Raw genomic sequence first — 26,117 nt, 5'->3', positions numbered from 1 at the left:
TACACAATCTATGGCTATTATCCTAGCTTGGACAATAAACCACAAGCAATGTAATTTAAGCAAACTTGTTGGTTAAGCTTAAATTTTCGATTCAATTATCATTAAAGGTTTCGCTTGAGTAAATTATCATTATCAACCTTTTCAAAATCACTGACCGCTAGTGCCATTAGCGTGTTATTTGCCGCCAGTATCGGTCACAGTTTTGCCAACAATGATCTTCCAGATCTTGGCACTGCTGCGGTAAATACTTTTAGTTTAGAAAAAGAAACCGTTTATGGTGACGCCTATATGCGCGTTATTCGCTCATCGGCTCCAGTACTCAATGACCCGGTGCTAAATCAATATTTATCAGAATTGGGTAATAAGCTGGTTGCGAATGCCACCGGAGTTAAAACACCTTTTTACTTTTTTCTACTCCGCAATGATGAAATTAACGCATTTGCATTTTTTGGTGGTCATGTTGGCGTTCATACTGGCTTATTTTTAAATGCAGATAATGAAAGTGAATTAGCATCAGTACTAGCTCACGAAATTACCCACGTCACTCAACGCCATCTAGCTCGATCGCTAGAAGCACAGCAAAAAACGTCGACAGCGACTATTGTGGGGATGTTAGGGGCTATTTTATTAACCATCGCAGCACCTCAAGCAGGTATGGCTGCATTAGCGACAACCCAAGCTTTATCTTCGCAAGCAAAAATTAACTATACTCGTTCAAATGAACAAGAAGCTGACCGTATTGGAATGCAAATTCTTGTCGACGCCGGATTCGATCCCAATGCTGCAGCAACATTTTTTGGTCAACTAGCCATTCGTTATCGCTTTACGACCACACCACCACAAATGTTACTGACCCACCCTTTACCAGAATCTCGTATTACAGAGGCGCGTAACAGAGCGGCTCAGTATCCGAAGCACTATATACCCAATAGCCTTAATTTTCAGTTAGCTAAAGCCCGTATTCAAGTACGATTTTCAAGCTTAAGTGATGATGCTGCGTTGTCTTTATTTGAACAACAGCTAAAAAAGAACGAATATGCTTTTAAAGAAGCGGCACTTTATGGCAAAGCCTTAGCCCTTTTCCGACTAGAAAAGTTTGATCAAGCTGAAATAATTATCGATCAATTACTTAAACAAGATGACAACAATTTATTTTACATCGACACCAAAACAGACTTACTCGCTCAGAAAAAAGACTATATAAACGCAATAGCATTATTAGAAGCTCAGCAAAAATTAAAACCAACTTCTCAAGTGATCAACACTAACTTAGCTAATATTTATGTCGAAGCCGATCAACCTAAAAAAGCGATCCCACTTTTAGAGGAGCTGATCTTTTTCGATAAACAGAATATGCTTCCGTATCAAATTATGGCCGATGCATACCGTAAGCTCGACAATAAAGCACTCGAATACTACAGCAATGCTGAACTAATGGCTTTATCGGCCAACTATAAAGGTGCAATTGATCAACTAAATTATGCTTATCGTTATTCTGATGGACAAACGTTACAATTAGCCCGAATAGAGGCACGTATTAGACAATTTAGACAAGCAGATAGCGCAATGGAAGCATTAAAATAACCGTGATAACTTCACGTTATAAGTGATTCTTTGATAGAATAATGGCAAACAATAAATCAACTTATTGTTTGCCATTATTTAATGACGGACTATGACCATGACAACTACAAAAGCAACGATATACCATAATCCCCGCTGCTCAAAAAGCCGTGAAACGCTAGCATTACTGCAAGAAAATGGAGCGGATATTACTGTCGTTGAATATTTAAAAACACCGCCAACGATTGCTGAAATCCATACGATGTTAAAACTACTTGGCTTAACGGCTCGTCAGCTCATGCGCATCAAAGAAGACGAGTATAAAGCACAAAATTTGGCGGATACTTCGTTATCAGAAGAGCAACTCATCGCTGCAATGGTGGCAACACCTAAATTAATTGAACGTCCGATTGTGTTAGCAAACAACAAAGCTGCAATTGGTCGTCCGCCTGAAAATGTTTTGTCTATTTTGTAACGAGTAAAATAATGACCTCTCAAACTTTGTTTCAATTAAGTCGTATCGGTTACCTTGCATTACTCTTACTATTAAGTGGCTGGTTTATTCAACAAGGCTTAAACGGAACCTACTCACTGGGTTTTAGCCTAGTTTGGATTGTACCCTTACTGTTCCCACTAAAAGGTGTATTAACAGGTAATCCATACACTTATGCATGGGCGAGTTTTATTCTGTGTTTGTATTTATTACATGGATTAACTCTGGCTTATATCACTACCGACGCCCTAGTATTTGCGGTAATTGAATCGGTACTTATTGGAGTGTTATTAGTCACTTTTCCATTTTACGCCCGTAAACGCGGTCGAGAACTGGGGCTAGGATTAAAGAAAAAGTCCGAGAAATAGCCTAATAACGACGGTTTACAACAAATAAATAAAAACGCCAAATGTATTCATTTGGCGTTTTTGCTATCAGTAATAAAGATGAGTAATGTTTAAAGCCTAAGCATTTCTTTAATAAACGGAATAGTCAGTTTACGTTGATGTACCATAGACGCTTTATCAAGCTTATCGAGTACATCAAACAAGGTACGTAAATCACGAGCCATACGTGTTAGCAAAAAGCGCCCTACTTCATCAGATAACTGTAAGCCACGCATAGCTGCACGGCGTTGCAAAGCAACCAGTTTTTCTTCATCCGCCATTGGTTGCAGTTGGTAAATCAATCCCCACTGCATACGAGAGACCAGATCTGGCAATAAAAAACCCGTTTCAGAAGGTGAAGCTTTACCGCTGACAATCAAGCGACAATCTTGTTGCTCTGCAATACGATTATACAAGTGAAAAATAGCCTCTTCCCATACCGGATGGCCAGCTATGGCTTCAATATCATCAATACAAATCAATTCAAGAGATTCTAGACCTTCAAATAAGGCTGGGGATATACTTGCATGGATACCCAATGGAATATATAAAGTGCGACGTTCTAAATCGTTGGCAAGAGCACAAGCTGCATGCATTAAATGAGTTCGGCCAGATTTTTCTGGGCCATAAATATATAAAGAAGAAACCAATGTTCCTTCAGCAACCGACTGAAGTTTTTGGATCAACTCATCATTACCCGAGGCAGGATAATAACTTTGAAAGGTTTCATCGTCAGGTAAATAAACGGGTAAAGATAATTGTCTCGGTGAGTTTTGTGTCACTCAGATAGGTCTCAAAATCATAAACGAACTAACATCATTATACCTAAGTCATTTCATTATGCGAGTTTAGGTAATAAGACTACACATAACACTAACTAGATATAGCATTTCACTCTGTACAAATATACTGCACAGAGTGACTATTGATAAACCTTATAGGCTTAACCATTGATAAATCAACTTTGGTTTAGAGTCGCCATCTTTAGGCTCATAAAATGAATCTACGTTACCCACAGTATCCAATTGTGATAGTCGACTATCAATATTAAGTAAGCGTTGTAAGTCATCTACACTGCTAAATAATTCTATTGTATATGTAGCAGAGTCCCCCTTAAACTGGCTGATTTTTATCGACTTTACCGCACTTAATTGACGAAGATAAGTTTCAACATGTACCAATTGAGTCATGTTATTTACCCCAGTAAAGCTAACTCGGGTTGCAACATCACGGCCTGTAGAGGCAATAGCATATTGACTAATATAATAATCAGCCAATGCATTCATCATTCGCTTAGTTGCTTGTTTATAATCAACAGCATTATCTTGCAATGAAACTAATGGTTGTAACACACCATTAGTTCTATTTTTATCAAATAATTTGATAGAAAAACGCACTTCATTGCCAAATGCATCTATATTTGCAATAGCAAAATAATCCGCTTGATAACGAGTCGATGCATTGGCTAATACATCAGTAAACATACCGCGCACATCAGTAATACTGACTCGCATAACATCATCTAAGTCCATAATAGGCAGTAATAATGGTATACCTTTATTACTGGATTCTTGAGCCAACTCAGCGCGAATATCAGCCGAGGACCCATCCGCTAAAATAGTGGGTTCATTGTTTTCTTCAACTGACATCCACAATAGGGTTAATGGACGTTGGCTCCCCCAAACAGGTAAGCCTGCTTGGCGTAATGTTGAAATGACTCTTTGATGATCAAAATTAGCCTTTAGCATTAATTGACCATTTTTTTCATAATAACCATATTGAGTCAGAATAACTTCAGGTGTATCAATTTGAGCTTTAATTAATGGATTTAATACAACACTCGGCAAACCTGAATTTTTCAAAAAAATGGCCGCTAACGCCTCTTTTAAGGCATTATTTTTAACATCGTTTGCACGTGAACTGACCGCAATATCGGCTTCATCCAGTTTGCCAACTTCAGCAGCATGTACAGTCGCAATAGCAGTTAATGCAACCAAAGATAACACAATGAGATTAATTAGTTTTTTCAGCATCTGATAACATAAACGCAGCAAATATAAGTGGACAAATTATATCATAATAAAATTCTATCGAGTAATGAAGAACGTAAACTCTTTTTCATAATACGATTGCAGTAAGGTCACTTTGACCAAACATTGTAGCCATATCGAATAACTATAATCGCTACAGAGTCCTCAAAGTTGTTATGAATATTAATGTTTTTATGTGACAATTCGCGCCGTTTAACCACACGCTAACTTTCTAAATAATGATGGAGAACAATATGAAACGCGTGTTAATTCCGCTACAAGGCGCACAAATGCTATTTGTCGCTTTTGGTGCGCTAGTGCTAATGCCGTTATTAACCGGTTTGGATACAAGTGTTGCCTTATTCACTGCCGGTTTCGGTACCCTACTGTTTCAATTAGTCACTAAACGTCAAGTCCCTGTTTTTCTAGCCTCCTCCTTTGCCTTTATCGCTCCTATTTTATATGGTGTACAAACATGGGGTATTCCCGCCACCATGGGCGGTTTAATGGCTGCCGGTGGCGTCTATATGCTACTGGGATTAACAGTAAAACTTCGTGGTACAGGGTTCATTCATACCTTACTCCCTCCCGTTGTAGTGGGGCCAGTGATTATGATCATTGGTTTAGGTTTAGCCCCTGTTGCAGTTAATATGGCATTAGGTAAAAGTGGCGATGGCGGCATTATCATTGTTGAACAAAATACTGCATTAATGATTTCTCTTTCGGCATTAATAACAACGATAGTGGTGGCCATTTTCGCTAAGGGATTGGTTCGTTTAATGCCTATTCTTGCCGGTATTCTTGTAGGTTATGGTGTCAGCCTTGCTTTTGGTATTGTCGATTTTACCCCAGTAAGCCAAGCAGCTTGGTTAGCTATGCCAAATTTTGTTGCCCCAGAGTTTAACTGGCATGCCATTTTATTTATGATCCCTGTGGCTATTGCGCCTGCGGTAGAACATATTGGTGATATTTTAGCCATTTCCAATGTAACGGGTAAAGACTATTTTAAAAAGCCAGGTTTACACCGTACTCTTATGGGAGATGGTATTGCTACAGTTGCAGCATCGGCATTGGGTGGTCCACCAAATACAACATACAGTGAAGTCACTGGTGCAGTCACATTAACTAAGAGTTTTGATCCTCGGATCATGACTTGGACTGCTATCACTGCTATCACGTTGGCATTTGTCGGCAAATTAGGCGCCATGATGCAAACTATTCCCGTTCCGGTAATGGGCGGTATTATGTGCTTATTGTTTGGTTCAATTGCCGCTGTAGGATTAAATACCTTAATTCGTAATCAAGTCGATTTATCAGAACCCCGTAATCTGAGTATCGTCGGGGTCACGTTAGTATTTGGTATTGGCGGAATGGCGTTTGGTATTGGCTCATTTAGCCTAACAGGTATTAGCTTATGCGGTATCGTCGCTATAATGATGAACTTGATTTTACCTGCGGTGAAAAAGCCACAAACTGAGGCGTAAATTTTTCACCGTTGTACCATGAAATAAATATTAAAAAAGCCCCAACGCTATATGCATTGGGGCTTTTTATTGAGAGTGCAATACACTCGTTTATTGGCAATTACTCTGCGGCATCTTCTGTACGAAATTTGTCAGCAGTTGCTTTAATAATTGGTTGAAGTTCACCTTTTTGGAACATTTCGGTGATAATGTCACAACCACCAATCAACTCGCCTTCTACCCATAATTGTGGGAATGTTGGCCAGTTAGCAAATTTTGGTAATTCAGCACGAATATCTGGATGCTGTAAAATATCTACGAACGCAAATTGTTCACCACAGTTGATCATCACTTGAGCAACTTGAGATGAAAATCCACAGCTTGGTAATTTAGGTGAACCTTTCATGTACACAATAATTGGGTTTTCGCTAATTTGCTGTTTAATCTTTTCTACAGTTTCCATTTGATTTCCTAAGTACGACGACTGAACACATAGTAGCTATTGTACGACACCTAGACAAAGAACAAAATGCCACTGTTTGTAAGGTTAATCTAAAATCCATAAAATCGATTAGTGCAATCCACATAATTCCCTAAACAATGATTCACATCACAAAAATAATCAGTACAATAGCAGTAGAGCAATGTTACCTGATGGGTAAACAAAAACGATAACCTGAATCCATGGAGAGATACTAATGGCTTTCGAACTACCAGCATTACCTTTTGCAAAGAACGCACTTGAACCGCACATTTCACAAGAAACCCTTGAATACCATTATGGTAAGCATCACAACACGTATGTGGTTAAACTAAATGGTTTAGTTGAGGGAACTGAATTCGCTGGCAAAACATTAGAAGAAGTTATTAAAACTTCAACTGGTGGTATGTTCAACAATGCAGCTCAAGTTTGGAACCACACTTTTTACTGGAACTGTTTAGCACCTAACGCTGGCGGCGAAGCAACTGGCGATATCGCTGCTGCTATCAATGCTTCTTTTGGTTCTTTTGAAGAATTTAAAGCTAAATTTACTGATTCTGCAGTCAACAACTTCGGTAGTGCTTGGACATGGCTAGTGAAAAAAGCTGACGGTTCGTTAGCTATTGTTAACACAAGCAATGCAGCAACACCGTTAACTGATGAAACGGTAACACCTTTATTAACTGTAGATGTGTGGGAACATGCATACTACATTGATTACCGTAACGCGCGTCCAGAGTATTTAGCTCACTTCTGGCAGCTTGTTAACTGGGAATTTGTTAATAAAAACTTTGCTGCTTAATTTAGATTAACAGCAAAAACTAAAGGAGCCTTTTAGGCTCCTTTTTTTGTGCTGTTCCGACCATAAGTACGATGACTTATCCGCTTATATTAACATTCACCACAGTACTTCCCGGTTAAATGCTTTAATCAGCATACACAATCCCACTGTTTGTCGACTACTCAAGTACTAGCTCAACATTAATCACATAAAAAAACCAATCAATGTGATTGGTTTTTAGATATGAATTGATATCCCAAGCGGGTAAATCAAAAAGTAATATTCGTAATTAACAATTAATGCATCACGATTAACGACTCGTTAACTGTTGTCATGACCCATTTCAGCGGGTAAATCATCACGTAGCTTTTGCCACATTTTACCGCTTTCAATACCATTAGTGCGCATTAATGCGGGCACATCTAGATAATTTTTATCCTGAGCCAATTTTTCTAATTTAAGATAAAAACGCATTGTTAATTCACGGGCTTCTTGGCTTGAAAAATAATAGCGGCCGACTCGATTATAAAGACCTTTGAATCCGTTTAAAATTAACACATATAGAGGGTTTCCAGATGCGAAAGCTAATGTATGGTGAAGCTTGTAATCGAATGCGGCATACGCTTCTGCATCATTTTCTAAGCTGTGAATACCAGCCAATACATCAACCACTTTTTCAGGATTGTGACGGATTGATGCACGGAAATATATGTTACTTACATTACCTCGCGCAGCCATCAACTGATCGACTAATAATGGAAAACCATCAGGATTTAAATCTGCAATGGTTTCTAAAATATTTAATCCAGATGTTTCCCAAAAGTTGTTCACCTGGGTAGGTTTACCATGTTGAATTTTCAACCAGCCGTCACGTGCTAGGCGCTGCAGTACTTCTCTTAAGGTTGTACGAGTAACACCGATAAGTTCAGAGAGTTCACGTTCAGCAGGTAAAATTGATCCGGGTGGAAATTTATTTTCCCATATAGAACGAACAATATATTTCTCGGCAAAACTCGCGGGCCCTTTGGCATTGATGATCATCAACCTTTATATCCTATTGCAAAAGAATGGCGAACTATTACATCTGATCATACCAGAGCGGTAGAAAATAAAAACCATTGTTTATCTCCATGTTCATTACGGCTGATTTTCGAACAGCTCTGTTATTTAAATATCACAAAAGTTGAATACTTATCACATTACACCATCACTATCATCAACAGATATTCAATTTTAGTGATAATAGTCAATAAGTTTAGTATATACTCATGTAGTTGTTTTGTTAGCATTACGTAATGTTCCCCACAGTGACAACAAGGTTACAAATTATTTTTTTACGTTATATGACAAAAAATACAATATAACCGTTGTCAATTTAGGCAAATTTGTTGTTAACACATTATTCGCTATAACAAGATATTTTATTAATAAGAGAAAAAGTTGGCTAAAGCCCTCAATTCGATTGAATTGAATGTTTAAACTCATTTAACGAAAAGTTGATATTTATCAAGTTTTCAATGTTAAGTTGCCTCTATTCTCCCAAACCTGTTGAAAATAATAATGTGTTGTTAGTTATCAAAACTGGTTGCTATACAAACTTTCACAATCATAATATCGGAGACTGCTATGCAGGTAACCAAAAGCCAGGCGCTATTTGTCAATTTTTTAGGTAATTCACCTGGATGGTACAAATACGCAATTTTGGCATTTTTAGTCATTAATCCCCTGCTGTTCTTTTATGTCAGTCCATTTGTTGCTGGATGGGTGCTGGTGGTTGAATTTATTTTCACCCTTGCTATGGCATTGAAATGTTACCCACTTCAACCTGGTGGACTATTAGCCATTGAGGCCGTCATCATAGGAATGACCTCGCCTTCGCAAGTGTTACACGAAATAGAAGCCAACTTAGAAGTGCTTTTACTTTTAGTGTTTATGGTTGCGGGTATTTACTTTATGAAACAGCTATTGCTGTTTGTATTTACTAAAATGATCACTAAGGTACGCTCAAAAATCATTGTGTCTTTGATGTTTTGTATCGCATGTGCATTTCTCTCCGCGTTTTTAGATGCACTTACTGTCATCGCCGTCATTATCGCTGTTGCTGTTGGGTTTTATTCTATTTACCATAAAGTAGCGTCAGGCATGAGCTATAGCGACACTGATGCACATGATCACACCTCCGATACTAGCGCTCAGCTTAACGAAGAAGAATTAGAATCATTTCGTGCATTTTTACGTAATTTGTTAATGCACTCTGGTATTGGTACTGCGTTAGGCGGTGTTTGCACTATGGTTGGCGAACCACAAAACTTAATTATTGCAGCACAGGCCCATTGGCAATTTGGTGAGTTTTTCTTGCGTATGTCACCCGTGACGATGCCGGTATTATTTGCGGGTATATTCACTTGTTTTCTGGTAGAAAAATTCAAAGTCTTTGGATATGGTGCGCAATTACCTGATGTAGTACATCGTATTCTTTCTGATTACGCCGCTCATGAAGACGCAAACAGAACTAACCAAGATAAAATGAAACTGGTTATCCAAGCCCTTATTGGTGTGTGGTTAATTGCAGGCTTAGCGCTTCACTTAGCCTCTGTTGGTCTCATTGGGTTATCGGTCATTATCTTAGCAACTGCTTTTAACGGTATTACAGATGAACATTCGTTGGGTAAAGCGTTCGAAGAGGCTTTGCCATTCACAGCGTTGTTGGCAGTATTTTTCGCCATTGTTGGCGTAATTATTGACCAAGACTTATTTGCTCCAGTTATTCATTGGGCATTAGGTTATGAAGGCAATATGCAGTTGGTGATTTTCTATATTGCAAACGGTTTACTATCAATGGTGAGTGATAACGTGTTTGTGGGTACGGTGTACATTAATGAAGTGAAATCTGCATTAATGAGTGGCCAAATTACTCGAGACCAATTTGACTTACTAGCAGTGGCAATTAATACCGGTACTAACCTGCCTTCTGTGGCAACCCCGAACGGGCAAGCGGCATTCTTGTTCTTGCTAACCTCAGCCATCGCCCCACTGATCCGTTTATCATACGGTCGGATGGTATGGATGGCATTACCTTATACCATCGTATTATCTCTTGTTGGCGTAATGGCAATTGAGACTGGGTTTTTAGTCGACATGACGGATATGCTTTACGAAACTCAATTAATTATCCATCACTCGGCCAAAGACCTTAGTGGGTTAACTAACGGGCATTAACTACCTGTTACCTTTACGAAACAATTGTTTTGATAGAGTGTAAAAACGATAGGGTATTGGACTTAATAGATAAATTATCTTAAAGTCTTGACTACTCACTCAAACACCCTCACTTGAGGGTGTTTTTTTATCTATTAATACGTTTATTAGGAACTGAAATTGTCGGAATTACAGCAGTTTTGTCATAGTCGTCTCTCTTGGGGATTATTGTTATTATCCGCTATAGGGCTGGAACTAGCGGCCCTATTCTTTCAATATGGTATGGAGTTAGCGCCGTGCGTGATGTGTATTTATATTCGTGTTGCGGTACTCAGTATTATGCTGGCAGGGCTCATTGGTATATTACAGCCTAAGGTGTGGTTACTACGCTTAATCGGTATGGCTGGTTGGGGAGTTGCTGCGATTTGGGGCTTAAAACTTGCGTATGAACTCAACAATATGCAAGTTAACCCATCACCTTTTGCCACATGTTCTTTTTACCCAGAATTCCCTAATTTTATGCCATTAGACACTTGGTTGCCTTCGGTATTTTCTCCAACGGGCATGTGCAGTGATATACCATGGACTTGGCTGTCAGTTAGCATGGCGCAGTGGATGATGGTTGGTTTTGCGGTTTATGGTGTGATTTGGCTATTAATGTTATTGCCTGCACTTAAACTAAAAAAATAAATTGAAAATATTATTGCGAAGATTGAATAAAAAAAGACCTCAATGAGGTCTTTTTTTATTCAACTTAACACCCAATCGATAGATATACTTACATCATTCAATATCCAACATCGGCCACAAAACAATACAGTCTTCTAAATACTTCACTTTCATTTCGTTAACGGTTTTGCCTTGAACAGAAATACCAGCTGCATGCATGGCATCTTTACTCCCTGTGATCAACGGATGCCAGCTAGGTAAACCTTTGCCAACATGCAAGCGACGATACGCACAACTGTCCGGCAACCAAGTAAGCTCTGCGATATTGTCAGGCGTAATGGCGGTACATTCAGGAACATAAGTAAAACGATCAGGGTATTGACGGCAACTACAACTCTCATCATCTAATAAATGACACGCAGCATTGGTGTAATATAACTTGTCAGTATCATCATCGATAATTTTATTTAAACAACATTTACCGCAGCCATCACAAAGTGACTCCCATTGCTCAGGTGTCATATTGTCTAAAGGCGTTGAGGTCCAAAACTGAGTCATCATTTTTATCTAAAGTGGTTTTATTAATATTTGCTCGCATTTTACACATAAACCACGGCAATTTATGGTTTAATTTTTTCAGACAGATAGGTTATTGCTAAAGTATCGTGCAATGTGTCTGTAAATTGGTTCAATAAACGAAAGTTGTCATACACCAAATAAAAGCGGCCTTGGACTCCATCTGGGGCAATTAAAGACACTTTCATGTCATTGCGTTGAGGTAAATCATTACCATCAAAACGCCTGACACCAAAGGCTTGCCACTGTAAAAATGAATACTGAGACTCTAAGCCAAGTAAATTTGGATCTAACTTGATGGTGATTTTTACTTGTCGCCCCCATGTAGAATCATATTGCCACCCTTGTTGATGCAACATGTTGGCGGTAGACGCAAATGCGTCATCCATGCTGTTCCAAACATCAATAACACCGTTTTTATCCGCATCGACACCGTATTTCAGTAATTGGCTTGGCATCATTTGCATCTGCCCCATTGATCCTGATGAGGTACTACGCAATAAATTTTCACTTATTTTTTTCTGTTCGATTAATTTAAGTGCGGCAATAAACTCATTAATATACTGCGCTTCGTTATCACCTTGATATGCAAGTGAAGCTAATACCGATAAACCAGAGAAACGTCCTGAACGTTCTCCAAAATGGGTATTCATGGCCCACAACGCCATCAAAAAACGTGATTGAACTTGATAAGTTTGACTCAGAAGTTTTATTTGAGATTCATGTTGCTGAAACATGGCTCGAGCAGTACTGACAGTAATAGCAGGGACAACTTGGGGAATAAAATTTTCTAGTGTTTTTGATTTGTCTAAATGGGTGGTGAGATTGGCTTTCTTGAAGGTTTTAATATTGGCAATATAACGTTCAGCAATACGTTGATTTACACCAGCGGCTATCGCCTTCTGTTGAAGTTCCAACAGATAGTCAGAAAAATCACGAGTGCTATCATTAGCCATAACCAAGCTAGCAAAAAAGAAGTAACAAAATACGCTTAAAATGATTTTTTTAATCATATTCGTTTCGATTACTCCTTTAAGATTGCGCTTATTTATTAAGCCCTAATTCTTGTTTATGTTGCTCAAGTAAATTAATTTGTGGAGGTGGTATTTGTAAATAATAGCCTTGTTCAATTAAAGCCGACTTCACTTTAGTAATATCTGCAATACCTAGATGATCTCGTTTAGATAATGGCACAACCATTATTAATGCTGGAGTACCAAACATTTCCATTAACTGCTCAGGAACCTCATCAAAAACATCGCGTTTTTTGACAAAAAGGTAAGTATCTGCTCTACGACCGCTTTTATATACTGCACATATCATTTTAGTGTAAATTTCCAAAGGTTCAAACTTGATAGTCAACTAAGCACACTATAACATGGTGGCACTAAAAAATAATTGTAAATCAGTTATCGCTCAAGCATTGGAGAATCACGCCGAGATGGCTAAACAAAATCTCGAATTAAAGGCCACGTCTTTTACATTATCAGTGCTGCATATTAATCATAATGATCTTGATATCATTGCGACTGAATTAGACAACAAATTGGCTCAAGCACCGCAGTTTTTTTTAGGTGCACCATTGGTATTGAACCTATCAGCTGTTAAACAAGCTCACGTAGACTTTAATGCGTTAAAACAATTATTAATTGATCGAAACCTTATTATTGTGGGCATTACCGATGCCAGTCCTGCGCAAGCTGAACAAGCTAAGAGTATGGCTATTGCGGTCGTTAAGTCGGGCAAACAAGCTGCTAAAGCTGAGTTACCCAAACGAGCGACTAAAATTGTTAAACAAAATGTGCGTTCTGGACAACAAATATACGCAAAAAATGCAGATTTAGTCATTTTTGGTGCGGTTGGTAATGGCGCTGAAGTCATTGCTGATGGTAGCATTCATATATATGGCGCTCTTCGTGGCAAAGCCATGGCGGGAGCCGCGGGAGATAATCAAAGTGTGATTATCGCTAACTCGTTAGAAGCAGAATTAGTGTCGATTGCGGGACAGTATTGGTTGACTGAGCATTTGCAACAATACGATCTAAGTCAAAGAGGTTGTGTTCGCCTTGAAGGCGCATCCCTCACTGTTGAAACATTGCCCCAATAATCGGCAAATACAAGGATATTAAAATAAATGGCGCAAATTATTGTTGTCACATCAGGTAAAGGCGGTGTGGGTAAAACAACATCCAGTGCAGCAATTGCTACCGGGTTGGCCTTAAAAGGAAAGAAGACTGTCGTTATCGATTTTGATATTGGTTTGCGAAATCTCGATTTGATAATGGGTTGTGAACGCAGAGTCGTATATGACTTTGTTAACGTTATTAATGGTGAAGCCAATTTGAACCAAGCGTTAATTAAAGATAAACGCTGCGACAAACTGTTTATTTTACCTGCGTCGCAAACACGCGATAAAGATGCTTTAACAAAAGAAGGCGTGGGCAAAGTACTTGAAAATTTAGCTAAAGACTTCGACTACATTGTTTGTGATTCGCCAGCAGGGATTGAACAAGGTGCAATGATGGCACTTTACTTTGCCGACATAGCGATTGTAACCACAAACCCAGAAGTGAGCTCTGTTCGCGATTCAGACCGTATTCTAGGAATGTTACAAAGCCGTTCACGTAGAGCAGAGCTATCGCTTGAACCGATCAAAGAATATTTATTGTTAACTCGCTACTCACCAGCAAGAGTTAAAACAGGTGAAATGCTCAGTGTTGAAGATGTGAAGGAAATTCTGGCAATTGAATTACTCGGTGTTATCCCCGAGTCTCAATCAGTACTCAAAGCGTCAAACTCTGGTATTCCTGTCATTATTGATCAAGAAAGTGATGCCGGTTTAGCATATGGCGATACGGTTGCGCGCTTATTAGGTGACGATGTGCCGGTTCGATTTATTACAGAAGAGAAGAAAGGATTCCTTAAAAGGATATTTGGGAGCTAATTATGTCGATACTTGATTATTTTAGAAGCAGTAAAAAGCCCAATACCGCATCATTGGCAAAAGAACGATTACAAATTATTGTGGCCCATCAGCGTGGAGAGCGCGGTGCACCTGATTACTTCCCAAAGATGAAACAAGAAATCATCGAAGTGATCCGCAAATATGTACAAATTTCAGATGACCAAGTTTCTGTGCAACTTGATCAAAACGATGACAATTTATCGGTACTCGAGTTAAACGTCACCTTACCTGATTCAAAGTAATTAGCTAAGCTAGCGAGTTAGCACCGCTAAATATAAAAAGGATACTGGCATTATGCGAGTATCCTTTTTATTGGGCGTTATTTAATTAAATCATTATCGTTAACTAAAACGCACATCTGCAAGTAAGTCTCCAATAAGTTGACCTCGCCACCCCGTTAGCAATAGCGGCGTCGGCGTTTGTTTATTGTGATACAACCAGAGTAAAAATTCATGAATATGGCGTTTAGATCCCACAAACTCTAATGCAACATCTTCACGTTCACACAATTCAGTTAATGTTGTTTTAATTTCTTTAAATGCCGATTTATAACCAGATTTAAGTGCAACAACATCGACTTCTTCGGGTAAATTAGTTAAATCGGCTGTTGCCATTACCGTTAATAACTCTTTGCCATGAATGCGTTTCTCTTGCTCAGTTAAATCATTTAAACTACTTAATTCTGCTAATGTGGTCGGTTGTTTTTTGGCTAATGCAATTAATGCATGGTCCTTTACCACAAAACCAAGCGCGAGATTACGACTTACCGCCTTGTTTAAGCGCCATTTAGCCAATACTTTTAAGTAAGCTAACTGTGGGCTCGATAACTGGAAAGCATTTTTTACTTTAAGGTAAACACTGTCACCTTCTGGTAATGACAAACGCCCTTCTGTCATACGTTGGCTTTCTTCAAACAACCATTCTAGGCGATTATTGGCAGCAAGCTTCTCTTGTAACTGTGGGTATAATTGGTACAAATAATACACATCATTAGCCGCATACTGTAATTGTGCATCCGACAAGGGGCGTTTCATCCAGTCGGTACGCGATTCGCCTTTATCAATTTCAACTTGTAAACAGGTTTCAGCTAATTTGGCATAACCTAAGCCATACCCCAACCCAGATAGACTAGCAGCAATTTGACTGTCAAAAAGTGGGTTTGGTTGACAGTCACCATAATGAGCAAACACTTCAAGATCTTCACTACAAGAATGTACTAATTTAACAATCTTAGGATCAGTCAATAACTTCCAAAATGGGCTAAGATCTGAAATGGCAACAGGATCTATCAAAGCCAATGTTTTCCCATCGTAAGCTTGAATAAGCCCCAATTTTGCATAGTAAGTACGAGTGCGGACAAATTCAGTATCGAGCACCAATAAGGTGCTTTGTTGGTATTGTTCAACTAATGATAATAAGCTGGCGTTATCACTGATATATTCAAACGTTAACAAAATAGGCTCCGCTATAATATGAATGAGGGCGGTGACAGGTTATCAGATTAACCTCAATAAAAAGCCGGCTAAAGTGCCGGCTATCATTTTACGCTTGCTTAACTTCGTCTCGAAGCTCTCGGCGTAAAATTTTACCCACATTGGATTTTGGTAATTCGTCCCTAAATTCTACCAGCTTAGGTACTTTATATCCCGTTAATTGATGTCGGCAATGCTTAATCAACTCTTCAGCGGTCAGAGATTTATCTTTTGCGACCACAAAAATCTTCACTAATTCACCACTAGCCTCATTTGGAACCCCTACAGCGGCAACTTCAATAACTTTTGGGTGCATGGCGACGACTTCTTCTACTTCATTCGGAAACACGTTAAAACCAGACACTAAAATCATGTCCTTTTTACGGTCAACAATGTAAAACAAGCCCTTTTCATCCATATAACCAATATCACCCGTCGCTAACCAGCCATCTTTATCAATAACTGTCGCCGTCTCTTCTGGTCGCTGCCAATACCCTTTCATCACTTGTGGGCCTTTAGCAAATAATTCGCCAGTTTCACCTTGAGGTAACACATTAGATTCATCGTCACGAATTTGGATCAATGTTGAAGGCGCAGGGAAACCAATAGAACCGTTATAACCGGCTAAGTTGTATGGACAACAAGTCACCAAAGGTGATGCTTCCGTTAAACCATAACCTTCTAGCAAACGTGTTTTAGTGATTTGTTGCCATTTATCAGCAACTGCACGCTGAACAGCCATGCCTCCACCAATTGAAAATTTCAAACCTGAGAAATCAAGTTGAGCAAATCCATCATTATTAACCAAGGCATTAAATAACGTATTAACACCCGTTAACGCGGTAAATGGATATTTCTTAAGTTCAGCCACAAATGCAGGAATATCACGTGGATTTGTGATCAGTAAGTTTTTACTGCCTTTATGTAAAAACAGTAAGCAATTAACCGTTAATGCAAAAATGTGATAAAGCGGCAGTGCAGTTACCACAAACTCGACACCGTCTTTTAATGCTGGTGAATACGCGCCATTAGCTTGTAACACATTACTGACGATATTTTCATGAGTTAACATTGCACCTTTAGACACACCGGTTGTACCGCCTGTGTATTGTAAGAAGGCTAAATCATCGCCGGTAATTTCAGCTTTGATATATTGTAAACGTCGCCCTTTTGTTAAGGCATCACGAAATGATAATGCATGTGGTAAATGGTATTTAGGTACCAGTCTTTTGATGTACTTTACGACAAAGTTAACTAAGGTGCGTTTAGGTGCACTAAGTTGATCACCCAAGCTAGTAATAATCACTGACTCTACCGGAGTTTGATCAACGACTTCTTCCAAAGTATTAGCAAAGTTTGACACCACAATGATGGCTCTGGCGCCAGAGTCGACTAATTGATGCTTTAATTCTCTTGGTGTATACAGCGGGTTAACATTAACTACCACCATACCTGCGCGAAGAATACCAAATAGTGCAATAGGATATTGCAATAAATTAGGCATCATAATGGCGACACGGTCACCTTTGTTTAAATGCAGTTCGTTTTGTAAATAAGCTGCAAATGCTCTACTTCTCTCTTCAAGTTTGCGGTACGTTATCGTTGCACCCATATTTATAAACGCAGGTTGATCGGCATATTTTGCCACTGCATTTTCAAACATATGTACTAAAGAGCTGAATTGAGATGGGTCGATTTCGGCCGGCACATTTTCAGGTAAGTTATTAATCCAAGGCTGGTCCACAGGTGTCTCCTAATAATTACCACTGTGCTAAGACGTGCATTCCCCGTCAGTGGTAAAATTTTTTAGCTACTGCGTATCATTAATTTTGTTATCGCAGGCTTTTTTATGTTTCTTGTAGTGATAAAAATCATACAAGCGTTTTAATTTTTGACCATAATCACATAAATGAATTAAAAATAACAGCGATTTCAGTTAACAGACCGACTAATTTAGAATAAAAGCTCCAATCGTTTCTGCGACTTGATTGGCATTCCCCATATGTAAATGGTGATCCCCCATTAATGTTAGCATTTTAATGTTGGTAAACCAGGCATTTGCATGTTGTTCTGACAAAGTGAGTTGCTTGTAACCATCTTGCGCTGCAATAAATAAAGTATCGGTATCGCTAGTGGTCATTAATGCATCAACTTGTTCAAATGTGAAACGATTCAATGAATCAAGTTTTAACCTAGGGTCACTTCTCCAAGCATATTTATCACCAACTAATTGCATATTACGCTCTGTAATCAATTTACACCAAGGCAAGGCTAATCCGGTTAGTTGATGACGCGCATGAATTGCAACATCAAGAGAAGAATAAGTGGGAATGGGCCGAGCTAATTGACGATTAAAACGTTGTTGTTGCAGTAAACCTTTACGCAAACGGGATTTAGCATTATCTGCAGATTCTGATAATGGTGCTAAAGCTTCTATTAATACTAACTTAGCAATATTTTCACCTAAACAAGCGTTATAAGCGGAAGCAATAATGCCCCCTAAAGAATGTCCCATCAAAATAATAGGTTGATTATCAGAAACAAGTTCAATGACGGCTTGTAAGTCATAAATGTAATCAACCCAATGCAAAGGATAACGTCCAGGACGGTGTTCTGACAATCCATGTCCGGGCCAATCAATACATAATAATTGATACCGTTCAAACAACCCTTGTTGCGAAAAAGCCTCCGCTAAAGGGATGAAGCTGTCGGCATTATCAAGCCAACCATGCAAAGCCAGTATGATTGGCTTATCTGCTTGACCATAGCGTTTAGCTGCGAGCGTAATATGAGCCAACGGCAATTGAATTTGTTCTACGTTAACGTTCAACATTGTTGGCTCACTTTACAGATTTATTTAGCAGCAGTTTTAGTAAACTTAAGTGTCATGCGGTCACTTTCACCTATATCAAGATACTTCTGCTTATCTTGATCGCCCATGGCTAAACTTGGTGGTAATGTCCACACGCCTTTCGGATAATTTTTACTGTCTTTGGGATTGGCATTCACTTCAGAGCTAGCGGTCAGTTCAAAACCGTATTTGTTAGCCAGTTCGACCATTTGATTTTCATCCATATAACCACTTTCTGCAGCCATACCGATATTTGCACGGTGTTCAACAATGCCTAATGAACCGCCGACTTTTAACACATCATGAGCGGCTTTAAACACACCTTCTAACTCCCCTTTCATTGCCCAATTATGCAAATTACGGAATGTTAATACCTGGTCGGCAGAATTATCTTTACCCAGTGAAAGCTTAGCCGGTGGATCAAGGGTAACAAACTGAACATTACCAACGCTGGCTTTATTGTCATTGACCCACTTTTCAAATTTTAAACCTGCTGATTTGTAATAAGCTGCTCTAGGGCTATCTACTGTAGGCTTAGTTTCAAAATTAGCAGCCACATAATGGCCCTTATCAGCTAAGTAAGGCGCTAAAATTTCAGCATACCAACCACCACCTGGCCATAATTCAATAACAGTTTGATCTGGCTTTACATCAAAAAAAGCCAACGTTTCTGCAGGATGGCGATATTGATCACGCAGCTTATTATCTTCTGAACGAAATTGACTCGCGACGGCTTGTGCAAGCGCAGCATTAACCTGCGGCACTGCGACTGATTGGTTTTGCGTGTTATCTGTGCTCGCAGCAAATGCAGCTGCTGACATACCTAAACTTGATAAGCCAATTAAGGCTCCTAACATCATGTTACGTTTCATTTTGACACTCCCTTTTTTCGATCAACTTTACGCCAACAGAGCCACAACATAAACCCACTAAATGCGAGCCATGTCATTACCCACAACCATGCCGGCAACCATGTTATTTTCGCTAACATCACCGCATCGCCTTGGCCACTTAACCCTAATAACACCATAGGGCTGGCCATGGCGTTTAACATAATCATTAAGCCTAATATACGCAATAAACTATTGAGCAGACCACTGTTTTTTAATTTAAGTGGTAACAAAAAAAGTATTATCAAGACGCTAAGAATAATAATGGTTAGCACATCTCGAGCCCAGAAAAGTAGTGAAGCCGCCACCGTTAGGCCTAACAGAGACAAAGTAAATCTGATAGTGTGTTTTTGAGTCGCCAGTAGAAATATCGCATAACCCCATAACGCGGCGCCGAAATAGCCTGCATAAGCAATTAATATACTATTACCGCCTTGACTAAAACAAAGGCCTGCACCGTTTGGAAATAACTGGATATGACTCACAGTGCCACCCGTCAATAACGTCGCGATGCCATGAGATAATTCGTGAAAATAGCTTTCAAACCATTTAAAAGGAATAGAGATATAAGGAAATCGAGTCAGTAAAAAGGCCAATAGTAATTCGATCATAAAACGGCTACGACTGGGGATTGCAGACAAAGGCGGGTTAGGCATACAAATCAATACCAACCATTTGTTGAATTTCGTCTCTTTTAGCAGAATGTTGAGTAGACAAATATTGCGCTATTGCACCACGTTGGCCATTGGTATCACGATCATATTCAACGCGGGCTTGTTGTTTGGCTGACAAGGTTACATCATCAACAATGGCCACATCATTGCTTTCAATACTTTGCAGCTCAATATCATCAGCTGAAGTGTTAACAACTATGGGGTCTTGGGCTGGAGTAATCGGTCGATTTCCAGCAACAGCTTGACTCAAGCTGACTGGGCCAGATTGATTATTTGCCATTGATAATGCTGCATTTATCGTCATTAACGACACCGTTTACCTATAATTCTATTATACACTTTATGTCAAATTAACCTGAATGGCTATTCTCGACCCGGAAGTTTTTTCCATGTGACTGTGTCACGAAGGTAAACAGGGGCGAGTTCATCAACTGTAGTGTGCAAACCTTGTTGATATCCAAGTTGGGCTAACACCAGCATAGATTTAGCATCAGGATATGTAGCTTCGAAGCAACGACTGATACTTGGCGCCAGAGTTAATAACTGCGGATAAACGTCAAACCCAGTTCCACAAGCCGCTATGTTTTGTTGTGAGTCTAAAACCAATGTTACCATTTCTGGCGTTGTAACATGTTCTTCCCCAACCAAAATAGCAATACCGTCTTTAGCAATGTACTGAGCCCAATAGACTTCATTCATTCTAGCATCAATACAACACAATACCTGAGAAGCACCATGTTGACTGACGGCCATTTGAGCCATTGCTGTTAACGTAGAAATACCAATGACGGGTAAATCAAGTCCCAATGCTAACCCTTGGGTCATACTGGTACAAATACGGATACCCGTAAAACTGCCCGGGCCGCGTCCATAAGCAATCATATCGATATCGACGAGAGTCACTTTAGCCTCGGCTAAGACATCATCAACCATAGGCAGCAAACGTTGGCTGTGTTCACGCGGCGCATCTTCAATACGAGCATAAACATCACCATTAATGGTTAATGCAACAGAGCAAGTTTCGGTACAGGTATCAAGAGCAAGAATGGTTAACGGCTTTGGCATTGTGTTGGGTTACTCAATAAAAACGACAGATAATTTTGTAATGATAACTGATGAGCCGTGTTTTAAAAAGCTTAAGGGATGTGTTTTAAAAATTGCAGCGCTCGGTCTAAATCACGAGTACGCTGCATGGGGGGCAATGAATTAATAAATTCTTGTCCGTAAGCACGATTCACAATGCGGTTATCGCACAAAATAAGTACTCCACGATCTTTTTCATCACGAATTAATCGTCCAACGCCTTGCTTTAAACTAATAACCGCTTGCGGCAATGAAATAGAAGCAAAAGGATCAAGTCCTTGACGCTCAGCATTGGCCGCACGAGCTTTATATAATGCATCATCAGGGGACACAAACGGTAATTTATCTATAATCACACAACTGAGTAATTTACCGCGTACATCTACACCTTCCCAGAAACTGCTGGTACCTAACAGCACGGCATTACCTAGCTGCCTAAACTTATTTAATAAACTTTGCTTACTGGCTTGGCCTTGCACTAAAAGCGGATATTTCACCTTGCCTTGTAACATCATAGCCACCTGTTGCAACATCTGATGGCTGGTAAATAGAATAAACGTACGCCCTTGTGCGGCATTAATGGCTTGAACACTGATATCAACCAGTTGTTTTGCTGAATGTTTCGACTGCCCTACTTTACCTAAATGACGTGGTACACAAAATACTGCTTGGTTGGGGTAATCAAATGGGCTGTCTAAAATAAGTTGTTTAGCATCACCCAAACCCATCTCTTTGGCAAAAAGCGCTAGGCTACGATTAACTTGCAATGTTGCCGAGGTAAAAATCCAACGGGTGTTGTGATCAAATAATTGCTGACATTGTTTGGCGACATTAATGGGGCTCATGCGCAGCATAATAAACCGGGGACCAAGCTCAACGCTGTAAGCCGCCTGGGGGTCTTGGCACTCAAAATAATTGCGTAATGTATCAGCCAACGTGAGTAATTGCTCAAAGGCATTATCGAGCTGATCATCACGACCAAGATGATGTTGCATATTATTAGCTAAATCGACTAATGATTGATGCAAGGTCCATGAGGTGCTTGCAAGTATTTTTATTGTCAGTACTTTGCGCCAATCAGACACTTGATGTTCAAACATCATATTGTGCCATTCACTGAGTGCAATTAAGCCACGTTGAGCCAATTGTTCAAGCTGAATACTGTCGCGGATCACCTCTTTATGCAGTTTAATTATCGCGTTGAGTGATTTATCTATTTCGCGGCTGGAAATATGACTGCCAAAATAACTAATACAAATATCGGGCACTAAATGTGCCTCGTCAAATATCACCACATCAGGATTTGGCAGTAACTCCGCAAATCCAGTGTCTTTTAGTAATCGATCGGCAAAAAATAAATGATGATTAACCACCACCACTTTGGCATCCATTGCCCGAATACGCGCTTTACGAGTAAAGCAATCATCGTAATGGTCGCATTTTTTACCCGTACAACTCTCTTTAGTGCTCACCACAGTAGGGATAACCTCAGAATGTTCTGCCACCGAGGTTAAATTACCTATATCGCCGTCTTTGCTTAAATGTGCCCATTGGTTAATTTTTAGCAAGTCATCAATGTAATATTCGCTAAACTGACTGGCATTTTGCATTTGTTTTTCTAGGCGTAATTGGCATAAATAGTTGTTACGCCCTTTTAATAACGCTATAGGCACGTGTACATCTAACATGGTTAACAATGCTGGTAAGTCTTTTAAAAACAGTTGCTCTTGTAAATTTTTACTACCGGTGCTCACCACCACTTGCTTGCCGCTAAGCAATGCAGGCAGTAAATATGCAAAGGTTTTGCCTACACCCGTACCGGCTTCTAAAATCAGATTATGTTTTTTAGCAATAGCATCACTCACCGCAACAGCCATATCGGTTTGACTTTGTCGGTGGTGATAATGATGAACATGTTTTGCTAACGCACCGCGTTCGCTAAATTCATGGATAACGGATTGGGTAAGTGTCGAGCTCAAAGCGTCCTCAAATTATTGCGGTCATGATGGTGTGATGTAATTTGGGCTATTATGCTGATAACGGCTTCATCTTCCAACTCTTTATCGTCAAAAGCACAAAAGCATGTCGATTACACAACAAACATGATGCGCTTAAAAGGCGACATATCAAATAATAAAAAATGCTGACCACCTAAGTGAAACAGCATTTATTGGACTAACATAAAGGCGCGCTATCTTATTGGATTATAAAGAAAAAACTTTTTGCCTGGCATTATTCGGAGTAAGTTCAAATGCCATTTTTTGATTAGTTGCTTTGCGCTTAACACTCATATTCATGACTTTCTCCTCTGCAGATTCACCAAATAAGCCAAATAAAAAAGTCCAACCGGCTGATTTTTCATCAATAGCAAAGCGGCCCATCACAATCAATTGAGTTGCAGTATCTGCATTATGATGATCGTCGCCCAATGAAAACATTAACCCTTCTAAGGGACGCAAACCATTATTATCGTGCAATTGCACTTTTGCCAAAATTTGAGCCATTATTTCAGCTCGATGCGAATTAAACTCAACCGTTGATAAGTGGCCACTATTGTCATCATCGATATTATCAAATGCACTGATAGGCAATGACAACACCATAAAAGCACCATTGTTAACCATATTAATGGTGCCGTGTTGAGCCACCATCATGTGCGACTGCGCCTCTGTTGCCATCAATAAACTCACTATAAAAATAATCACCATGGAATGGTTTCTCAACACGCGCATTTGAGGTCCTCCTTAAGATTGATATAACGCATTATTAAGCTGGAGGTAATTGTCCTGTTGATTCAACTTCACCTTTTACGCAACGTTGAAAAAATGGATAACTATCTGTTGCATAATAATGATAAATGCCATTAGGAAACTCAGGAGTGACACCAACTCGGCCATTACATTCATCCAAATCGCCAGAGCCTTCTACATATTCCCAGTCTTGTTTAAACGTACCTAAGGCATATAAATCGGTTGAAGGTCTGCTATCACTTACCTCTGTGACCAACTGGTAACTGCCTGTGACAACTTTAAGTTCGGAAGTCGCATCATCTGCAGTGGTATAACCATAACGGGCATAAATAGGGAATCCATCAGAAGCCCATGCAATTAAGGTCATGGTGTCACTACTGCCGCCGTGGAGCGTAATAAAACCTTCTGGTATTCCATGGTAATGATATTCGCCACTAGGCTGAACATGAGCATTGTTGTCGTCAGTACCAAAATCAAAACTAGATTGACCCAGTGCCTCAATGTTCCAATTACCGACATTCATAGCTGCATCACAAATTAAACCTGAATCATCACAAGTACCGGCGGTACTGGCATCTATTTTCACCCCGTTTAATACATAACCCTGCGGTCCTGAAGGCCCACCTAATTGAGTAGCCACATCGGTTTGAACTGGCAACAAGGTAATACTCGCTGTGATCACTTGCTCTGTGATCATGTTGGGATTGCCATCATTAGGAAAGGTACCTACTTCGTGGTCTGGAATTCCATTGGCGACTAACTCACGCATATCATCAGCACATGTCCATTGCGATTCGCTGTTATAGCCAATTGACTCAGAATCGTTAAATTCGCTGTATGAATAATCACATATCACACCATCGGTGCTGTTGTCGGTACTCACACCATTATCTGTCGAAGTGTCTACCACAGTTGTACTGTCATCGGTTGACATTGTGTCATCATCACTGCTGTCACAGGCCGTTAATAAACCTGCTAATACCAAAGTACACAATATAGATTGAGTAAACTGACGATGTTTTACGAATAGTTTCATGTCATCGATTCCTTTTAGTGGATCGTAAAGTGGTTTAACGAACGAAATGCTTAATTACCTATCGATGATATAGAGACAATGTGCAGAAAGTGCGCAGAAAAACCACAATAGTGGTGGATATGGTAAATAAGATGTTAATGGAGTAATCCGGTGGGTAATTTTTATGGTTAAACGTCAGCAGTATGATAAACAATAGTTGACGATACTCCCAAGAATTAGCGGTAAATTAATATTAAAAACAATGGATTACAATTAAAAGTGGGTAGGCAGAATATTCACACACCTATTTTTATTTCTAATGGAATAAGATAGCCATAAATGTGAACCGCGTAGACTTGAGTAGAAAGTTTAAAACTAACTTGAGGGTCATCGTCATATCAGTAAGGTTTTAACTTCATAGCTCTGTAATTTAGTCATTGTGCAGCACAATGCCAAGGGCAATAACTGTGTTTTTACAGTTAATAACCCTTAGTCCTTTAATTGCTCAGTCACTCAATTAATGACTTTAGCAGCATTTATATCCACGCTGACATCTGTTCTTTAGTGGGTTTACTGCCTTTATGAACCACTTTCTCATCAACCACCACTGCTGGCGTACTCATAACGTCATAATCCATAATTTTAGCCATATCAGTGACTTTTTCGATTTTTATTGCAACACCCTTTTCATCCGCAACAGCTTGGGCAAGCTCTGCGGTTTCAAGACACTTTTTACAACCAGAACCCAAAATTTTAACCGTCTTCATTGTTTATCCT

28 protein-coding genes are annotated in these 26,117 nt (G+C 39.5%); 10 read left to right on the top strand and 18 right to left on the bottom strand.

The window, feature by feature from the left end; translation table 11 throughout:
- Positions 1 to 150: 150 nt before the first annotated feature.
- The 3 genes from bepA (at position 151) to FH971_RS08625 (ending at position 2,424) form a co-directional block, all read left to right on the top strand.
- The gene (bepA, locus tag FH971_RS08635) at positions 151 to 1,584 is read left to right on the top strand and encodes a beta-barrel assembly-enhancing protease (RefSeq protein ID WP_240778494.1); all 1,434 of its coding nucleotides are present in this window, start codon (positions 151 to 153) and stop codon (positions 1,582 to 1,584) included.
- A 97-nt stretch (positions 1,585 to 1,681) separates the two neighbouring features.
- Positions 1,682 to 2,038 carry an arsenate reductase (glutaredoxin) gene (gene arsC, locus FH971_RS08630; protein WP_140234022.1) on the top strand — a complete coding sequence of 119 codons (357 nt, stop codon included), beginning with the start codon at positions 1,682 to 1,684 and terminating at the stop codon, positions 2,036 to 2,038.
- Positions 2,039 to 2,049: 11 nt separating this feature from the next.
- Positions 2,050 to 2,424, top strand: a complete 375-nt coding sequence (locus tag FH971_RS08625) for a DUF2069 domain-containing protein (RefSeq protein WP_140234021.1) — start codon at positions 2,050 to 2,052, stop codon at positions 2,422 to 2,424.
- 89 nt (positions 2,425 to 2,513) lie between these two features.
- Here FH971_RS08625 and hda read toward each other — a convergent pair whose 3' ends face one another.
- Both hda and FH971_RS08615 read right to left on the bottom strand, forming a co-directional pair.
- Positions 2,514 to 3,224: a DnaA inactivator Hda gene (gene hda, locus FH971_RS08620; protein WP_140234020.1), complete on the bottom strand. Its 711-nt coding sequence runs from the start codon at positions 3,222 to 3,224 to the stop codon at positions 2,514 to 2,516.
- A 153-nt stretch (positions 3,225 to 3,377) separates the two neighbouring features.
- Positions 3,378 to 4,475 carry a DUF2066 domain-containing protein gene (locus FH971_RS08615; RefSeq protein WP_140234019.1) on the bottom strand — a complete coding sequence of 366 codons (1,098 nt, stop codon included), beginning with the start codon at positions 4,473 to 4,475 and terminating at the stop codon, positions 3,378 to 3,380.
- 251 nt (positions 4,476 to 4,726) lie between these two features.
- On the opposite strand from FH971_RS08615, the gene FH971_RS08610 reads away from it, so the two are divergent.
- Positions 4,727 to 5,956 (top strand): uracil-xanthine permease family protein, encoded by a 1,230-nt coding sequence (locus FH971_RS08610; RefSeq protein WP_140234018.1) that lies wholly within the window; start codon positions 4,727 to 4,729, stop codon positions 5,954 to 5,956.
- Between the two features lie 100 nt (positions 5,957 to 6,056).
- On the opposite strand, the gene grxD is transcribed toward FH971_RS08610, so the two are convergent.
- Entirely contained in the window at positions 6,057 to 6,398 is a 342-nt protein-coding gene (grxD, locus tag FH971_RS08605; protein ID WP_011637214.1) for a Grx4 family monothiol glutaredoxin, read from the bottom strand.
- Between the two features lie 235 nt (positions 6,399 to 6,633).
- Between grxD and sodB the strand changes: the two genes are divergently transcribed.
- Entirely contained in the window at positions 6,634 to 7,218 is a 585-nt protein-coding gene (sodB, locus tag FH971_RS08600; RefSeq protein ID WP_137221002.1) for a superoxide dismutase [Fe], read from the top strand.
- Between the two features lie 300 nt (positions 7,219 to 7,518).
- Here the strand turns inward: sodB and fadR are convergent, their stop codons facing one another.
- Positions 7,519 to 8,238 (bottom strand): fatty acid metabolism transcriptional regulator FadR, encoded by a 720-nt coding sequence (fadR, locus tag FH971_RS08595; RefSeq protein WP_137227283.1) that lies wholly within the window; start codon positions 8,236 to 8,238, stop codon positions 7,519 to 7,521.
- 585 nt (positions 8,239 to 8,823) lie between these two features.
- Between fadR and nhaB the strand changes: the two genes are divergently transcribed.
- Together nhaB and dsbB are read left to right on the top strand one after the other, a co-directional pair.
- On the top strand, positions 8,824 to 10,416 hold the full coding sequence (nhaB, locus tag FH971_RS08590; RefSeq protein ID WP_137221004.1) for a sodium/proton antiporter NhaB: 1,593 nt from the start codon (positions 8,824 to 8,826) through the stop codon (positions 10,414 to 10,416).
- Positions 10,417 to 10,575: 159 nt separating this feature from the next.
- Entirely contained in the window at positions 10,576 to 11,085 is a 510-nt protein-coding gene (gene dsbB, locus FH971_RS08585) for a disulfide bond formation protein DsbB (protein ID WP_140234017.1), read from the top strand.
- A gap of 93 nt (positions 11,086 to 11,178) precedes the next feature.
- On the opposite strand, the gene FH971_RS08580 is transcribed toward dsbB, so the two are convergent.
- From FH971_RS08580 to FH971_RS08570, 3 genes are read right to left on the bottom strand one after another with little or no spacing between them, the layout of a single operon-like run.
- A complete protein-coding gene (locus FH971_RS08580) occupies positions 11,179 to 11,625 on the bottom strand; it encodes a YcgN family cysteine cluster protein (RefSeq protein WP_140234016.1) in 447 nt (148 codons plus the stop codon).
- 59 nt (positions 11,626 to 11,684) lie between these two features.
- A complete protein-coding gene (locus FH971_RS08575; RefSeq protein WP_140234015.1) occupies positions 11,685 to 12,653 on the bottom strand; it encodes a lytic murein transglycosylase in 969 nt (322 codons plus the stop codon).
- A gap of 31 nt (positions 12,654 to 12,684) precedes the next feature.
- The gene (locus FH971_RS08570; protein ID WP_137221013.1) at positions 12,685 to 12,963 is read right to left on the bottom strand and encodes a YcgL domain-containing protein; all 279 of its coding nucleotides are present in this window, start codon (positions 12,961 to 12,963) and stop codon (positions 12,685 to 12,687) included.
- A gap of 118 nt (positions 12,964 to 13,081) precedes the next feature.
- Between FH971_RS08570 and minC the strand changes: the two genes are divergently transcribed.
- From minC to minE, 3 genes are read left to right on the top strand one after another with little or no spacing between them, the layout of a single operon-like run.
- Positions 13,082 to 13,747, top strand: coding sequence for a septum site-determining protein MinC (minC, locus tag FH971_RS08565; RefSeq protein ID WP_137221015.1), 666 nt, complete (start codon positions 13,082 to 13,084; stop codon positions 13,745 to 13,747).
- Positions 13,748 to 13,774: 27 nt separating this feature from the next.
- Positions 13,775 to 14,584 carry a septum site-determining protein MinD gene (gene minD / locus FH971_RS08560; RefSeq protein ID WP_137221017.1) on the top strand — a complete coding sequence of 270 codons (810 nt, stop codon included), beginning with the start codon at positions 13,775 to 13,777 and terminating at the stop codon, positions 14,582 to 14,584.
- Positions 14,585 to 14,586: 2 nt separating this feature from the next.
- Complete coding sequence (minE, locus tag FH971_RS08555; protein ID WP_011637201.1) at positions 14,587 to 14,847, top strand: cell division topological specificity factor MinE; 261 nt, start codon at positions 14,587 to 14,589, stop codon at positions 14,845 to 14,847.
- A 99-nt stretch (positions 14,848 to 14,946) separates the two neighbouring features.
- On the opposite strand, the gene rnd is transcribed toward minE, so the two are convergent.
- The 11 genes from rnd to FH971_RS08500 all read right to left on the bottom strand — a co-directional run bounded on the left by rnd (position 14,947) and on the right by FH971_RS08500 (position 26,107).
- The gene (gene rnd, locus FH971_RS08550) at positions 14,947 to 16,059 is read right to left on the bottom strand and encodes a ribonuclease D (RefSeq protein ID WP_140234014.1); all 1,113 of its coding nucleotides are present in this window, start codon (positions 16,057 to 16,059) and stop codon (positions 14,947 to 14,949) included.
- Between the two features lie 88 nt (positions 16,060 to 16,147).
- Positions 16,148 to 17,821 (bottom strand): long-chain-fatty-acid--CoA ligase FadD, encoded by a 1,674-nt coding sequence (gene fadD, locus FH971_RS08545; RefSeq protein WP_137221020.1) that lies wholly within the window; start codon positions 17,819 to 17,821, stop codon positions 16,148 to 16,150.
- A 204-nt stretch (positions 17,822 to 18,025) separates the two neighbouring features.
- Positions 18,026 to 18,910: an alpha/beta hydrolase gene (locus FH971_RS08540; RefSeq protein ID WP_140234013.1), complete on the bottom strand. Its 885-nt coding sequence runs from the start codon at positions 18,908 to 18,910 to the stop codon at positions 18,026 to 18,028.
- Between the two features lie 20 nt (positions 18,911 to 18,930).
- On the bottom strand, positions 18,931 to 19,800 hold the full coding sequence (locus tag FH971_RS08535) for a class I SAM-dependent methyltransferase (RefSeq protein WP_137221024.1): 870 nt from the start codon (positions 19,798 to 19,800) through the stop codon (positions 18,931 to 18,933).
- Positions 19,797 to 20,474, bottom strand: a complete 678-nt coding sequence (locus tag FH971_RS08530; protein WP_140234012.1) for a M50 family metallopeptidase — start codon at positions 20,472 to 20,474, stop codon at positions 19,797 to 19,799. Before FH971_RS08530 ends, FH971_RS08535 begins: the two co-directional genes overlap by 4 nt.
- Positions 20,467 to 20,796 (bottom strand): hypothetical protein, encoded by a 330-nt coding sequence (locus FH971_RS08525; RefSeq protein ID WP_137221028.1) that lies wholly within the window; start codon positions 20,794 to 20,796, stop codon positions 20,467 to 20,469. The genes FH971_RS08530 and FH971_RS08525 overlap by 8 nt, the downstream gene beginning before the upstream one ends.
- A gap of 59 nt (positions 20,797 to 20,855) precedes the next feature.
- Positions 20,856 to 21,557, bottom strand: coding sequence for a tRNA (adenosine(37)-N6)-threonylcarbamoyltransferase complex dimerization subunit type 1 TsaB (gene tsaB / locus FH971_RS08520; RefSeq protein WP_137221030.1), 702 nt, complete (start codon positions 21,555 to 21,557; stop codon positions 20,856 to 20,858).
- A 71-nt stretch (positions 21,558 to 21,628) separates the two neighbouring features.
- Positions 21,629 to 23,554, bottom strand: coding sequence for a DNA repair helicase YoaA (locus tag FH971_RS08515; RefSeq protein ID WP_140234011.1), 1,926 nt, complete (start codon positions 23,552 to 23,554; stop codon positions 21,629 to 21,631).
- A 225-nt stretch (positions 23,555 to 23,779) separates the two neighbouring features.
- Entirely contained in the window at positions 23,780 to 24,307 is a 528-nt protein-coding gene (locus FH971_RS08510; protein ID WP_140234010.1) for a hypothetical protein, read from the bottom strand.
- A gap of 34 nt (positions 24,308 to 24,341) precedes the next feature.
- Entirely contained in the window at positions 24,342 to 25,361 is a 1,020-nt protein-coding gene (locus FH971_RS08505; RefSeq protein ID WP_140234009.1) for a YHYH protein, read from the bottom strand.
- 515 nt (positions 25,362 to 25,876) lie between these two features.
- Positions 25,877 to 26,107, bottom strand: coding sequence for a thioredoxin family protein (locus FH971_RS08500; RefSeq protein WP_137221038.1), 231 nt, complete (start codon positions 26,105 to 26,107; stop codon positions 25,877 to 25,879).
- Between the last annotated feature and the right edge of the window lie 10 nt (positions 26,108 to 26,117).

The sequence above is a fragment of the Shewanella polaris genome (genome assembly GCF_006385555.1).
In the GTDB taxonomy this organism is placed as follows: Bacteria; Pseudomonadota; Gammaproteobacteria; order Enterobacterales; family Shewanellaceae; genus Shewanella; species Shewanella polaris.
The sequence above is the reverse complement of the archived record's forward strand: the minus strand, read 5'-3'. Positions and strand labels throughout refer to the sequence as shown.